Annotated in this window: 12 protein-coding genes; 8 read left to right on the top strand and 4 right to left on the bottom strand. The window is 65.2% G+C overall.

The window, feature by feature from the left end; genetic code table 11:
- Positions 1-447: 447 nt before the first annotated feature.
- The 3 genes from ASE63_RS17480 to ASE63_RS17470 form a co-directional block, all read right to left on the bottom strand.
- A complete protein-coding gene (locus tag ASE63_RS17480) occupies positions 448-1,527 on the bottom strand; it encodes a YihY/virulence factor BrkB family protein (RefSeq protein WP_082610057.1) in 1,080 nt (359 codons plus the stop codon).
- Positions 1,528-1,756: 229 nt separating this feature from the next.
- Complete coding sequence (locus ASE63_RS17475; RefSeq protein ID WP_056804003.1) at positions 1,757-2,371, bottom strand: hypothetical protein; 615 nt, start codon at positions 2,369-2,371, stop codon at positions 1,757-1,759.
- A 143-nt stretch (positions 2,372-2,514) separates the two neighbouring features.
- Complete coding sequence (locus ASE63_RS17470; protein WP_056804000.1) at positions 2,515-3,570, bottom strand: LacI family DNA-binding transcriptional regulator; 1,056 nt, start codon at positions 3,568-3,570, stop codon at positions 2,515-2,517.
- A gap of 145 nt (positions 3,571-3,715) precedes the next feature.
- On the opposite strand from ASE63_RS17470, the gene ASE63_RS17465 reads away from it, so the two are divergent.
- From ASE63_RS17465 to ASE63_RS17445, 5 genes are read left to right on the top strand one after another with little or no spacing between them, the layout of a single operon-like run.
- A complete protein-coding gene (locus tag ASE63_RS17465) occupies positions 3,716-4,576 on the top strand; it encodes an N-formylglutamate amidohydrolase (RefSeq protein WP_056803997.1) in 861 nt (286 codons plus the stop codon).
- A gap of 35 nt (positions 4,577-4,611) precedes the next feature.
- Complete coding sequence (locus ASE63_RS17460; protein WP_056804546.1) at positions 4,612-6,108, top strand: ABC transporter substrate-binding protein; 1,497 nt, start codon at positions 4,612-4,614, stop codon at positions 6,106-6,108.
- A 31-nt stretch (positions 6,109-6,139) separates the two neighbouring features.
- Complete coding sequence (locus ASE63_RS17455) at positions 6,140-7,099, top strand: ABC transporter permease (protein WP_056803994.1); 960 nt, start codon at positions 6,140-6,142, stop codon at positions 7,097-7,099.
- Positions 7,077-7,931 (top strand): ABC transporter permease, encoded by an 855-nt coding sequence (locus ASE63_RS17450; RefSeq protein WP_056803991.1) that lies wholly within the window; start codon positions 7,077-7,079, stop codon positions 7,929-7,931. Before ASE63_RS17455 ends, ASE63_RS17450 begins: the two co-directional genes overlap by 23 nt.
- Positions 7,931-9,814 (top strand): ABC transporter ATP-binding protein, encoded by a 1,884-nt coding sequence (locus ASE63_RS17445; RefSeq protein WP_056803988.1) that lies wholly within the window; start codon positions 7,931-7,933, stop codon positions 9,812-9,814. Before ASE63_RS17450 ends, ASE63_RS17445 begins: the two co-directional genes overlap by 1 nt.
- Before the next feature lie 118 nt (positions 9,815-9,932).
- Here the strand turns inward: ASE63_RS17445 and ASE63_RS17440 are convergent, their stop codons facing one another.
- Positions 9,933-11,009, bottom strand: coding sequence for a GntR family transcriptional regulator (locus ASE63_RS17440; protein WP_162261795.1), 1,077 nt, complete (start codon positions 11,007-11,009; stop codon positions 9,933-9,935).
- Between the two features lie 111 nt (positions 11,010-11,120).
- Here ASE63_RS17440 and ASE63_RS17435 point away from each other — a divergent pair, with 111 nt between their 5' ends.
- The 3 genes from ASE63_RS17435 to ASE63_RS17425 are packed head-to-tail and all read left to right on the top strand — an operon-like array spanning position 11,121 to position 13,459.
- On the top strand, positions 11,121-11,873 hold the full coding sequence (locus tag ASE63_RS17435; protein WP_056803986.1) for an SDR family oxidoreductase: 753 nt from the start codon (positions 11,121-11,123) through the stop codon (positions 11,871-11,873).
- Between the two features lie 32 nt (positions 11,874-11,905).
- Positions 11,906-12,904 (top strand): C4-dicarboxylate TRAP transporter substrate-binding protein, encoded by a 999-nt coding sequence (locus ASE63_RS17430; RefSeq protein WP_056803983.1) that lies wholly within the window; start codon positions 11,906-11,908, stop codon positions 12,902-12,904.
- A gap of 60 nt (positions 12,905-12,964) precedes the next feature.
- Positions 12,965-13,459, top strand: coding sequence for a TRAP transporter small permease (locus ASE63_RS17425; protein ID WP_056803978.1), 495 nt, complete (start codon positions 12,965-12,967; stop codon positions 13,457-13,459).
- Positions 13,460-13,466 lie beyond the last annotated feature (7 nt).

Raw genomic sequence — 13,466 nt, 5'->3', positions numbered from 1 at the left:
AAATCCGGCCTCTACGGCACCCGCGATGCTTGCGAAACGATACGTCCCCTCACGCGTTGATCCCTCAACTAGTCATCAAAGGGAGTAGACCGTGCTCAGAATCATTCTCCTCGGTGCCGCCGGCTATCTCCTGGCGACCCGCCCCGATCTGCGCCATCGGGTGTTTGCCACCGCCCGCGACGTCCTGGATCGTCTGACACTGCGATGATTGTTGAACAGTGATCCTCGCCGGCGCGGAGGACTAACGCGCTTCGTCACTCCCAGCGCTACGCTGGGGACCGCGACGTTTCGAGAGCATCTTACTCTGGCGTGTTGAGACGCTCATCAGGCTTTTGGCAACGAGATGGCGAGGTCGCCACGGTCACGCCTCCGCCAAGGCAGCGGGATCGCGGCTGCTGCCGGAGGAACTTCGCGACGGGTCCCGACGCGCTTCCTTTCCGGCGGGGGTCAGCCCTTCCTGTCGGCGGCGTCGGCTCCTCTTAACCCGATCGGCATGGGCATCCCCTTGGTGGTGTCCTCGTCCGTCTGCCTCTCCGCCTCGGAGTTCAGCTCGGCGCCGACGAGCACGATGGTCGCAGAAAGCCACAGCCACATCAGAAGGCCGATGACGGCGCCGATAGCGCCATAGGTCTTGTTGTAGTCCTCGAAGTTCGCGACGTACCAGGAGAACAACAGCGAGGCGATCAGCCACGCGATTGCCGCGAATATCGCGCCGGGACTTACCCAACTCCATTGTGCCTCGTCGCGGCTAGGCCCGAAGCGATAGAGCACGGAGAGGCCAAGCACCAGAACCGCGATCAGCGCAGGCCATCGTCCGAGAGACAAGAGGAGTTCTGTCGCGTCTCCGAGATACAGATATCCGAGAATGACGGGCATGACGGCAATCGCGCCGAGAGCCAGGACGGCAAAGACCAGAATCCCGGTGGTAAAGGCGAGCGAGACGAGGTTCAGCTTTACGAAGCCTCTCTTCTCGTCTTCCCCGTAAGCAACATTCAACGCGTCGAAGATGGCCTTGACGCCCGAATTGGCGCTCCAGATCGCGAGCGCGACGCTGATCAGCAGCGCCAGCCCGAGCTTGGTGTCGCCCCCACTGATGATGCGGGTGATCTGATCGCGCAGGAAGTTCATGGTCTCGGGCGGCAACAGACCATTCAACAGGGCAAGTTGATCCGAGATGGTCGCCGGGTCAGCCAACAGACCGTAAAGCGAAACGAATGCGGTCAGCGCTGGAAACAAGGCGAGCAGGCCGTAGAAGGTTACCCCAGCTGCGACGGCTTGAACGCGGTCTCGATCCACTTCGTGGTAAGTGCGCCGAGCGATATCGATCCAGCCGCGAGGCGGGATCTGATAGGGCTCATCGGCGAATTTGCCTTGCTGAGTCCGATGCCGGGATTTCGCTTCGAAGTTCGCCTCGCGCGCGTTGACCGAGGCCGGCATTAGTCTGGCCGCCAGCAAGGCTGACCCCAAGCCGAGAGCCAGGGCAAGCGCGAATTCTGCCAGCAATCGAGGTGGGCGGGTGACAGCCATATCGGATATTGTCCTTCTCTCGCAGTTGCGAAAGCCGAACCAGCGGCACCGCCCCATGTTCCAAATGAGAGACGGCGGCGGACCAGGGAACGCGCTTCCGAACCTCGGGCATCAGGAATGCTCCTTCGGGATCGGCCGCCCGCTTGCCGTCGGGTATTTGTGGGCGGATCGGCTCTTTGAAGATGAAACGGCGCCTCGTAAGACAGCGGCATCGAAACGCTTCTCGGTCTCATCGCAGCAGACCGTCCGCTTCGAAGTCGTCCCAGCCTGCCAGGCTTGGCGGCTCCTCATCCGTCATTTCGCTCGTCGTCGCGCTTGGCTCCGAAGTATTTTTGCGGTTCCGAGCGCGGACGGCCTTAGCCGCGGCACGCCGACGGTTTTCGGCGCTCCTGATCGCATCTTCTTCTCGCCAGATAGCGGGTAGGTCACCGTCGAGGATTGTCTCGATGTGTCGCGGATCGAAGATGTGGAAGGTCACGGCACGCGCGCGTCCCCGAAGCGTCACGGTGCGTGTCCCCGCACTTTGGAGGCGACCGTCCTCCAGCCATTTGTGGCGCTCGCGCGAGGAGATCGCAAGGACGTCTTCGACCTCACTCGGAAGCAAGGGCAGTTCCGCGATGCCTTCGATTGCGTCGCCAATACGGCTCGCAAGCGTGTGCAGGTCCTGGGGGTCCGGTACGGCCAGGATGACGTGTCCCGCCTCGACGGAAAGGTGCTTGCGCATCGGCCAGGGAAGACGACGCCGCAATTCGCGTTCAATGCCCTTCGCCCTGACGGATGAACCCAGCGTCGTGGAGGATGGAAGCTGCCATTTCCAAGTCGACAGGGATGGAGTGGATTTCATGCCGGACAACCCGTACCCGAATTCGGCCCTCGGGTCCTCGAATGAACCGTCAAGTGACGACCACGTTCCGGTCAGCCTTGCGGATCCTGGGGCAAGCTAGGTTGAACAGGAAGTTACCAACGCGGCATAAAGCTTGCGCCCACTTAAGGAATATTGGTGGATGCACGCGCCGTCGTTTCCCTGAGACTTAGGCCGATTGGCGCCAGACGTTCGCTCAACGGATGAGGGGCATTTTCGATGAGATCGATCAGCCGCAGCACGGCACGACGTCCAAGTTCCTCAAACGGATACTGAATTGCTGTGATCGCCGGCACCTGCATGACCGACAATGCGGCGTCAAGGAGCGCGATTACCGAAAGATCCGCCGGGACAGAAAGACCTAGAGATCTCGCTCTAGCGATGACCCCGGAGGCGACGATCGTGTTGGCCGCGCAGATCGCGGTGGGGCGATCGACCGAAGAGTGCAGGAGGCGCGACAAGGCGTCGCCTGCCTCGTACCAGCCATAGTTGCACTCTTCGACGAGCGCGGGATCGAATGTCAGGCTCGCTCTGGCAAGCCCGCGCCGGAAACCCTCCAACCGCTTGCGCCCGGTATACTGGCGCAAAGGCCCCGAAATGAGAGCAATGCGGCGGTGCCCGAGATCAGCAAGATGGGCGACCGCCTGCTCCGTGCCATCGATATAGTCGACGATGATCGAGTTCGGCTCGCTCTCGATCTCGCGGTTGACCAGCAGGTACTTTACCGACCGCCGGCGTAACTCGGCGACGAAGGCCGTATCGCTGACGGTCGTCACCAGCACGCCGTCGACGCGCGAGCCTTCGACGAGCCGGCGGTAGAGGTCAGCATCAGGCTGGTCCTTGTCTGCGAGCGAGATGAACAGCGAATAGCCGCGCTCGATGGCCGCCTTCTGGGCGCTGCGGATGATCGCGCCGAAGGCAGGATTGTCGATCTCCGGCACCACGATGCCCAGCGTGTAGGAGCGCTTCAGGCGCAGCGCCCTGCCACGTGTATCAGGACTATATCCGAGTTCAGATGCGGCCTTGAGGATGCGCTGCCGCGTCTCCTCGCGGATCGCCAGCGTTGCCTCGCCGCTCATCACTCGCGAGACCGTGGATTTCGCGACGCCCGCCCGCGTCGCCACGTCATCCAGCCGTGCGGGACCGCCTTGGCGGGGCGAAAAGGTGCTCGACTCGTCCATTGCGTCGCCGACTCCGCCCTACAGGATACCCGCCCAACGAAGAGCACGGAGGGGCTGCCCTTGACAAGCCGCGTATGCTGCCGATAGCGATTAAGGAAATCGTTTTCCTTCAGCAGTAAATCGTTTTCGTTCGCAGGATGCCGACATGACCGTATCGACCCATCTCGTTCCCGGCGTGATGCTGCGGCGCGATCCCGCGACGCCGGCCCCGGTCGTGTTCGACGTCTGCCGGAGCGGGACCTGGTACCCTTGCGATTTCAAGCCGGCGGCCACCTTCCAGGAGGTCCATCGCTCGACCTCGATGTATCTTGGCGAACTCTACGACATCGTCCCCAGCCAGGGCGCGACGCTGCTCTATGCGCTTTTCCCCAACGCCTATATCGACGCCAACCGGCATGAGACGGATGTCGATCCCGATCTCCTCGCCGACGCATGGGCCGGTCCGGGCACGCTCAATCCGACGGTCAAGTCGAAGCTCGGCATCGGCCTGATCCACAGCCTCGCCGGCAACAGCCCGCTCTATGCGGAGAAGCTCACGGCGGCCGATGTCCGCCAGCGCATCGAGGGCTACTACCTGCCCTACCACAACGAGCTGGCGCGCATCATCGACGCCCATCACGCGGTCAGGAAGGTCAGCTACCACATCAGCTGCCACAGCATGGCCTCGATCGGCGGCCGCTCGACGCTGGATGCCGGCTCGCCCCGTTCCGAGATCGATATCGGCGATCTCAACGGCAAAAGCTGCGGCCCGGAGCTGACGGCGCTCGTCGCCAGGACCTTCGCCGATGCCGGCTACCAGGTGACCTCGAACTTCCACTACGCCGGCGCCGAATGCTGCACGCGCCACGGCCGCCCGGCAGAAGGGCGTCACAGCCTGCAGATCGAGATCAATCGGAAACTCTACATGGACGAGCAGTCCTGCACGAAACACGAGGGCTTCGGAAAGCTCCAGGCGGTGATCGCGGAACTCGCCCGCGTCCTGGCCGCGGATCTCGCGGCCCGTTGAACGACCGCGTCCAGAACGACCAAAAGGGGAAAAACATGAAGATCTTGCTCGGCCTCGCCCTCACGGTATCGCTGGCTGCGATGACGCTCCCGGCCCAGGCGCAGAAGAAGGACGCGCTGGTCGCGACCCTGAACGCCAACGTCAACAGCCTCTATCCCGGCCGCGGCACGACCGCGGAGGAGTACAATGTCGGCATGCTGCTCTTCAATGGGCTGGTGCGCATCACCGAGGACCTGAAGCTCGAGCCGGAACTCGCGACCGAATGGTCGGCCAATGCCGATGCGACCGAGTGGACCTTCAAGCTGCGCGATGGCGTGAAGTTCCACAACGGCAAGGCTTTCTCGGCCGAGGACGTCGTCCACACCTTCGCCTGGCTCGCCGATCCGCAGCTGGCCTCGCGCGCCCGGTCCACCGCCGAGATGGTGAAGTCGATCGAGACGCCGGACCCGCTCACCGTCAAGTTCGTGCTGAAGCAGCCCTATGGCTCCTGGCCCGAGATGCTCATCGAGCGCCACCTCAAGATCGTCCCGAAGGGCGTCGCGATGGACGACATCCTGGTCAAGCCCGTCGGCACCGGCCCCTTCGTCTTCGAGAGCTACACCCCCGGCGACAAGCTGACCGCCACGCGCAACCCGGACTACTGGGAAGCAGGCCTGCCAAAGCTCTCGCGCGTCACTCTGCGCATCATGCCCGAGGACGCTGCCAAGATCGCTGCGCTGAACGCCGGCGACATCGACATCCTCTGGAACGTGCCGCTCGAGGCCATCAAGGAACTGTCCGACTCCAAGACGATCAAGCTCGACTCGGTGCCCACCGGCACCTGGGACGGCATCGTCATGAAGAACGACCTGAAGCCCTTCGACGACGTGCGCGTCCGCCGCGCCGTGCTGAAGGCGCTCGACAAGGCGCAGCTCGTGCAGTTCGCGCTGTTCGGCCAGGGCGCGCCGACCCATTCGCCGATCCCGCCGAACCACCCCTTCTTCGACAAGGACACCCCGCTGAAGGCGGACATCCCCGGCGCCCGCAAGCTGCTGGCCGAGGCCGGCTATCCCAAGGGCTTCGAGATCACGCTCAACGTCCCCGTGGGGCGGCCCACCCGTGAGCGCGCGGCGGTCGCCATCCAGCAGATGCTGCGCCCGGCCGGCATCAACGTGAAGCTCGAGCGCGTGCCCTACAGCCGCTGGAGCGCGACGGTGGCCGGAAAGGCGCCGTTCTACATGGATGGCTACCTGTCGCGTCCGACGGTCGATACCGCGACCTACCCCTGGTACCATAGCGGCGGCTCCTGGAACCGCCAGATGTGGAACTTCAAGAGCGAACGTATCGATGCCGTGCTGGATCGCGGCCGCCTCGCGACCTCCGAGGCCGAGCGCAAGGAGCAGTACAAGCTGTTCCAGAAATACGCGGTCGAGGACGTTCCGGGCGCGGTGATGTACGTCATCAACTTCGCCACCGCCTATCGCGACAGTCTGAAGGACTACCGCACCCATCCCTATTCCTGGATGGATCTGCGCAAGGCGAACTTCCAGTAAGCCCGCCAGGGGCGAGTTGAGGCGGGCTGCCATGACCGGCTATGTCATCAAGCGCATGCTTTCCATCGTTCTGACGATGGCGGTCATGTCCATACTGATCTTCTGGATCACGCAGGTCATGCCAGGCAATGTCGCCTACATGATCCTTGGCGACTTCGCGTCGCCCGAGGACGTGGCCACGCTCGAGAAGAAGCTCGGCCTCAACGACCCTACCTATGTCCAGTATTGGCGCTGGGCGTCAGGCATGCTGCAGGGCGATCTCGGGCGCTCGCTTGTGATGGATCGCCCGATCGCGCCGGTCCTTTGGGATGCGGTCTCGAAATCGGCGATCCTGGCCGGGATCTCGATCGGCCTCGTCGCGCTGTTCGGCATCGTGGTCGGCGTCTATGCCGGCGTACGCCACGGCTCGCGGGCCGACCACGTCGTCTCGGTCGCGACCTATGTGAACATCGCGATCCCCGAATTCCTCTTCGCCATCGTCATCATCATGCTGTTCGCCGGCTACCTGAACTGGTTCCCGGCAACCGGCTACAGCGACCTTTCAAATGGCGTCGGCACCTGGGCACGCCATCTCATCCTGCCCGTCTTCACCCTCGCTACCGGCCTGATGGCGCATGTCTCGCGCCTGACGCGCTCCAGCATGATCGACACCATGCAGACGCAGTACGTCCGCGCGGCCCGGGCGCGCGGCTTGCCGGAGCGCCTCGTCATCCGCCGCCATGCTCTGCCCAACGCCCTGCTGCCGACGATCACCGTGCTCGCCATCGACGTCGGCATCATGATGGGGGGCATCGTCGTGGTGGAGACGATCTTCTCCTATCCCGGTCTTGGCCGGCTGCTGATGTTCGCCATCCAGAACATGGACGTGCCGCTGCTCCAGGCCTGCATGATCGTGATCACCTTCGTCTATGCGGCAGCCAACCTGATGGCCGACCTGCTCTATGCCCTCCTCAACCCACGGGTGCGTTATGGCCGTAGCAGCAGCGAGTAACAGCCAGGCGCGCAGGCGCCCCCTGCCGGCTTCGCTGAAAGTCGGCGCGGCGCTGCTTTTTTCCATTGTCGTCCTCGCCGCGCTCGGGCCGAGCCTCTCGCCCTACGACCTCGACGCGATGCAACTCGATGTCCGGCTCGTTGCTCCGAACGCGCAGCATTGGCTGGGAACCGACGAGTTCGGCCGTGACGTGCTCAGCCGCGTCCTGAACGGCGCGCAGAGCTCGCTGCTGATGGGCTTCGGCGCGACCGCGGTCAGCCTGCTCTTCGGCGTACCGCTCGGGCTCGTCGCCGGCTATTACCGTGGCTGGGCCGACGAGACCATCATGCGCGCGGTCGATGTCATGATCTCGCTGCCGCCGATCATCCTGGGCCTGCTGATCCTCTCGGTGACGTCTCCCAGCCTGTGGAAGACCGTGCTCGCCGTGGGCTTCGTCTACATCCCGATCATCACCCGGCTGACCCGCAGCATCACGCTCGAGGTCACCGGCGAGGAATATATCCAGGCGGCCCGGGCCCGCGTCGAAAGCGGCTGGTACATCCTGTTCAGCGAGATCCTGCCCAACGCCTGGGCGCCGATCATCGTCGAGGCCGCGCTGCGCGTGACCTTCGCGATGCTGCTGGCCGCGGCGCTTAGCTTCCTCGGCCTCGGCGTCCAGCCGCCGGCCTCCGACTGGGGCCTGATGATTGCCGAGGCCCGGCCCTTCATCAACCAGGCGCCCTGGATCGTCTGCTCCGCGGGCGCCGCGCTCTGCATCACCGTCATCGCGATCAACCTGTTCGGCGATGGCCTGCGCGAGGCGCTCGACCCGCGCCTGTCCCGGAGGCGGTAATGACCGATCTTGCACTGAGCGTCGAAGGCCTTTCGGTCAGCTTCGAGGGCGATGGCGGTCGCGTCCGCGTCCTGCACGATGTCAGCATGAAGGTCGAGCGTGGCCGGGTGCTGGGTGTCGTCGGCGAGTCCGGCTCCGGCAAGAGCACTGCGGCGCTCGCCGTGCTCGGCCTGCTCGACAAGGGCGCCGCGATCGATGCGGGCAAGGTGCTGGTCGGCGGCCGCGATCTCTACGCCGCCACCGACGAGGAGCGCCGGCAGTTGCGCGGAGGCAAGGTCAGCCTGGTCTTCCAGGACCCCTTCACAACCCTCAACCCCGCTATCCGCGTCGGCAAGCAGATTGCCGAGCCGCTGATGATGCATCGCAGCATGGACGAGGCGCAGGCGGAAGCCGAGACGCTGCGGCTGCTGGCGGAAGTCGGCATCGCCGATCCCGCGCGCATGGCGGCGAGTTATCCCCACCAGCTCTCCGGCGGCATGAAGCAGCGCGCGCTGATCGCGAGCGCGCTCGGCTGCGATCCGGACCTGCTCATTCTCGACGAGCCCACCACGGCGCTCGACGTGACGATCGAGGCACAGATTCTCGACCTGCTCGAGGACCTGCGTCGCACGCGGCAATTGTCGATCCTGTTCATCAGCCATAATCTCGGCGTGGTCTCGCGCATCTGCGACGACATCTGCGTGCTTTATGCGGGCCGCGTCGTTGAGCAGGGCCCAACCGATGTCGTGCTCTCCCAGCCGCGTCACCCCTACACCAAGGGCCTGCTTGCCTCGCTGCCGTCCCTGTCGGTCGAGCGGCAGCGCCTGCAGCCGATTCCGGGGCGCCTGCCCGATACGCGCGCCCAGCTCAAGGGCTGCATCTTCGCGCCGCGCTGTCATTTCGCGCAACCGCGCTGCTCCAGCGAAATCCAGGAGCTTCACACGGCGCAGAACGGCACGCGGAACCGTTGCTGGCGCTCGGCCGAACTCGCCGACACCCCGTGGCGCGCCGAAGTGGGCGAGGAAGTCGCGCGCCGCGCTCCCCCCTCCTCCGATGCCCCGATCATCGTCGACGCCGTCGATGTCGAGCGGGAATTCCGCAGTGGCGGTGTCTTCGACGCGCTGACGCTGCGCTGGAACGGGTGGCGGCCCGAGATGGCGTACAGGCCGCGGGTCGTGAACGCCGTGGACCATGTCTCGCTGACGATCCGGGAGGGCGAGATCGTCGGCCTCGTCGGCGAGAGCGGCTCCGGAAAGACGACCCTCGGGCGCTGCATGATCGATTTGGTATCGCCGACGGGCGGCGAGGTCCGCATCGAGGGGCAGACGCTTCTCTCCGCCTCTCGCAGCCGCAAGCGCACCTTGCTGCGCAACGCCCAGATCATCTTCCAGAACCCGGATTCCTCGCTCAACCCACGCAAGACCGTGCGCGAGATCGTCGGGCGGCCGCTGGCCCAGATCGGTCTCGGCGGTGCCGAGCGGGACAAGCGCGTCGACGAGTTGCTGGAACTGGTGCGCCTCGGCAGCCGCTACGCGGAGCGCTATCCGCACCAGATGAGCGGCGGCGAGAAGCAGCGCGTCGGCATCGCGCGCGCGCTGGCGACGAAACCGAAGTTCATCGTCTGCGACGAGGCCGTCTCGGCGCTCGACGTCTCGGTGCAGGCGTCGATCCTCAACCTGCTGGTCGATCTGCGCGATGAGTTCGGGCTCGCCTATCTGTTCATCACGCATGACCTCTCGGTCGTCTCCTACATCGCCGACCGGATCTGCGTGATGAAGAACGGCAAGCTCGTCGAGCAGGGGCGAACCGAGGATATCCTGGAGGCTCCGCAGCATCCCTATACGGCTGCTCTGCTCGCCGCGGTGCCACGCGTCAACCAGCACAGGCGCGCGGCGGGAGCTTGAGAAATTCCTGTCAGTACGGAGCCTTCGCTCTACTTGCTGACGTTGGAGCTTTGTCGAGAAGCGGACATTCGTCCAGTTGACCGGAGTAATGGTCACTTGTTCCGGGATTTCAGCGGTGTCAGTCGCGGCTAATCGACAATGCGAGTTTATCAAGCCGATACATGTAAGGCAGATCCCGCACTTCGAGGCCGCGTGCGATCACGTCAACGCGGGCGATGGCACGAGCGCAGGCCCCCCGAAGATGCTTCGCCAATGCCTGCGCCGCTCCGGTAACATCACCCGATACCAGGTGCTCGACGACTTCCATATGCTCCGGCAGGAACGGCTCGCTCGGGAACTGGCTTGACGAGGCGTCGTAGAGGAATGTGTGTGCAACCAGCAGCGACTGGTAGAGGCGAAGGGCCTCGAGCAGCGTGCGGTTCGTGCAATGGCGCAGCAGCTCGACATGGAGCTCCGCCTCCAGTGCGTCGAGTTCGCGGCCGGTCAGTGACGCAGCCCGCGCGATTGCATCCTCGAGACTCGCATGCATGCGACGGATCAGTGCCGGCGGCGCTCGCTCGCTCGCCTGTAAGAGCGCCAGCGGCTCCAGCGTCCAGCGCAGCTCGTAGAGTTCGGAAATATAGTCGGCGGTCAGAGCCGGAGCGTACCAGCGACTCTTGTCGTCGCGCTTGACGAGGCCCCGCTGGTGCAGCCGCGCCATGACCTCGCGCGCGATGGTGCGGCTGACGCCGAAATGGCGCGCCAGATCGACCTCGACGATGCGCCAGCCCGCGACCGAGATCCGCTCGACGATGGCTTTCTCGACCGCATCGTAGATTGGCTGCCAGCTCGGCTTTACGGTCAGGGCCGGATCTAGGCCGGTGCGATCGTGGCCCGCGGCGTCGATGCGAACGAGGCCGGGCGGCTCGGCGACAAGGCCGCCGCTCACCACCACGAAGCCGCGGCCCTGCGCCCGCCGGATCAGCCCCTCGGCCGCGAGAGCGGCCAAGGCTTGCCGTACTGGCGCGCGACTGACGCCGAGCTCGAGCGCCAGCGGGCTTTCCATGAGCCTCGCCGCGCCCGGCAGGCTTCCGTCCAGGATGCGCCGGCGCAGCATCTGCAGGATGCGCGCATGCAGCCGCGGCGACGCGCCGACCGGCGCGGCATGCTCATCCTCCGGGCGCGCTTCACCAGGCATCAGTTCGCCTCCATCCACGTCCTCTAGCAGCTGCCGGGCAAGAAGACACCGCTTGCCTGATCCACTTCTATCGTCCAATGTATGCATTGTACAAATACCGACGCCAGATCGGTTCAGGGAGGAATTTGCGTGGCAGGATCGGCCCGGTCAGCACCGCGCCTCGCGGGCAAGCGCGCGATCGTCACCGGAGCTGGGCAGGGCATCGGCCGTGCGACCGCGTTCGCCTTCGCGGCGGAAGGGGCCGAGGTGCTCGCGATCAGCCGCAGCGGCGACAAGCTCGCGGCGTTGCGCGCGAGTGGCATCGAAATCCTGGCGCTGGACCTCACCCATGCCGCCGCGGCTGCCGAGCTCGGCGCTGCCGGTGCGGCGGACATCCTCTTCAACGGCGTCGGCTGGGTGCATGACGGGACCGTTCTCGACTGCGAACCCGCGGACTGGGAACGTAGCTTCGCCATCAACGTCAGCACCATGTTCACGACCATTCGCGCCGTGCTCCCGGGCATGGTCGCGCGCGGCCGCGGCTCGATCATCAACGTCGCCTCGGTGGCCTCCTCGCTAACCGGCGTGCCGCGCCGGGCCGCCTATGGCGCCAGCAAGGCCGCGGTGATCGGCCTGACCAAGGCCGTCGCGCGCGACGTCGTCACGACCGGCGTGCGCTGCAACGCGCTCTGCCCCGGCACCACCGAAACGCCCTCGCTGGACGACCGGATGCAGGCGCAGGCCGATCCGGAGGCGGCCCGGCGCGCCTTCGTCGCGCGCCAGCCCATGGGGCGGCTCGGGCGGGCCGAGGAGATGGCCGAGGCCGCGGTGTATCTCGCCAGCGATCTCAGCGCCTTCGCCACCGGAACGGTGCTGACCGTCGATGGCGGACAGACGCTTTGAAGCGGAAGAGAACAGGGATCGGGAGGAAGACGATGGGCAGGAACTGGTTCGGCGCGGCGACGGCTGCGCTCCTTGGCCTCAGCTTCGCGGTTGCGGCAAGCACGGCGGCGCAGGCTCGGAAGACCCACACGCTGCGCTTCAACCATGTGCTGGGTCCGAGCGAGCCGTTTCACAAGGGCTTCCAGAACTGGGCCAAGCGGGTGGAGGAGCGCACAAAGGGCGGCTTGAAGATCCAGATCTTCCATAGCGCCCAGCTCGGCGTCGAGGAAGACATCATCGAGCAACTGCGACAGGGCGCGAATATCGGCCAGAACACCGACGCTGCCCGGCTCGGCACCTATGTGAAGGGGCTAGCCGTGCTCAACGGGCCCTATTTCGCGGAAACGCTCGACGATGTCGCCAAGCTCGCCAAGGCGCCGAGCATCGTGAAATGGCAGGACGAGCTCGCCCAGAAGCACGGGCTCAAGGTCGTCTGCTTCGACTGGGTGCAGGGCTACCGGCATTTCTTCACCAATGCCCCGGTGCGCAAGCCGGACGATCTTAAGGGCCAGCGCATCCGCACCCCCCCGGCGCCGATCTGGCAGGAATCGATCCGTGCGCTGGGCGCCGCGCCGACCGCCATGGCATTCGGCGAGATGTATCCGGGACTGCAGCAGAAGGCGATCGACGGGGTCGAGCTCGTCTACAACAACATCCCCGGCGGGCGCTTCTACGAGGTGCTGAAATTCGCCAACGAGACCAAGCACATCATGCTGGTCAATTTCCAGATCGTCTCGACCGCCTTCTTCGACGGCCTGCCGCCCGAGTTCCAGGCGGCGCTGACCGAGGAATGCGCGACGGCCGGGCGCGAGACCTCGGAGGCCATCCTGGCCTCCGAAAAGACGGTCCGCGAGGATCTGAAGAAGCGCGGCATGACCATCGTCGAGGATGTCGACCTCCCCGCCTTCAAGGCGGCCGGGGAGAAGGCCTATCAGGCGCTCGGCCTGAGCGAGGCCAAGGCGGCGGTGCACAAGGAAATCGGCAAGAACTGAGCCGGAGATCGGACGGCGCAGGCGAACCCTGCGCCGTCGCGCGAGGATGCGAGCCTTCTGATGAAACGAGCCTATGACGCCTTCTGCCGCATCGAAGCCCTGATCGCCGGCTCGTTCCTCGTCCTGATGGTGCTGCTGATCTTCGGCGGCGGCATCGCGCGCATGCTGCGGATGCCGCAGAACTGGACGACCGAGGCCGCGACCTGCCTCTTCGCCTGGGCCTGCTTCCTCTGCGCCGACATCGCCTGGCGCCGCAACAGCCTGATGGCGATCGAGGTGTTCACCGACAGGCTGGCGCCGAACCTGCAGCAGATGCTGCGCCTCCTGAACTACGCGCTGATCGCGGCCTTCCTCGCCTATCTGATCTGGATGGGCTTCAAGCTCACCTGGACCAGCCGCTTCCGCACCTTCCAGGGCATTCCCGGCGTCAGTTATTCCTGGGTAACGGCGAGCCTGCCTTTCGGCGCCGTGCTGCTGCTGCTGACGACGGTTCGCAAGGTCCGGGCCGAGCTTCGCGGCGAGCACGAGGCCAACCGCGCCGTCGACGTGATCTGAGGGGGCG

It is taken from the genome of Allobosea sp. Root381 (assembly GCF_001429395.1).
Lineage (GTDB): Bacteria > Pseudomonadota > Alphaproteobacteria > Rhizobiales > Beijerinckiaceae > Allobosea.
This window is presented reverse-complemented; position numbering and strand designations above follow the sequence as displayed.

What these genes read in the sequence shown, in the direction of transcription:
- ASE63_RS17480 (WP_082610057.1), bottom strand. Translation starts at nt 1,527, where the DNA reads ATGGCTGTCACCCGCCCACCTCGATTGCTGGCAGAATTCGCGCTTGCC.
- ASE63_RS17475 (WP_056804003.1), bottom strand. Translation starts at nt 2,371, where the DNA reads ATGAAATCCACTCCATCCCTGTCGACTTGGAAATGGCAGCTTCCATCC.
- ASE63_RS17470 (WP_056804000.1), bottom strand. Translation starts at nt 3,570, where the DNA reads ATGGACGAGTCGAGCACCTTTTCGCCCCGCCAAGGCGGTCCCGCACGG.
- ASE63_RS17465 (WP_056803997.1), top strand. Translation starts at nt 3,716, where the DNA reads ATGACCGTATCGACCCATCTCGTTCCCGGCGTGATGCTGCGGCGCGAT.
- ASE63_RS17460 (WP_056804546.1), top strand. Translation starts at nt 4,612, where the DNA reads ATGAAGATCTTGCTCGGCCTCGCCCTCACGGTATCGCTGGCTGCGATG.
- ASE63_RS17455 (WP_056803994.1), top strand. Translation starts at nt 6,140, where the DNA reads ATGACCGGCTATGTCATCAAGCGCATGCTTTCCATCGTTCTGACGATG.
- ASE63_RS17450 (WP_056803991.1), top strand. Translation starts at nt 7,077, where the DNA reads ATGGCCGTAGCAGCAGCGAGTAACAGCCAGGCGCGCAGGCGCCCCCTG.
- ASE63_RS17445 (WP_056803988.1), top strand. Translation starts at nt 7,931, where the DNA reads ATGACCGATCTTGCACTGAGCGTCGAAGGCCTTTCGGTCAGCTTCGAG.
- ASE63_RS17430 (WP_056803983.1), top strand. Translation starts at nt 11,906, where the DNA reads ATGGGCAGGAACTGGTTCGGCGCGGCGACGGCTGCGCTCCTTGGCCTC.
- ASE63_RS17425 (WP_056803978.1), top strand. Translation starts at nt 12,965, where the DNA reads ATGAAACGAGCCTATGACGCCTTCTGCCGCATCGAAGCCCTGATCGCC.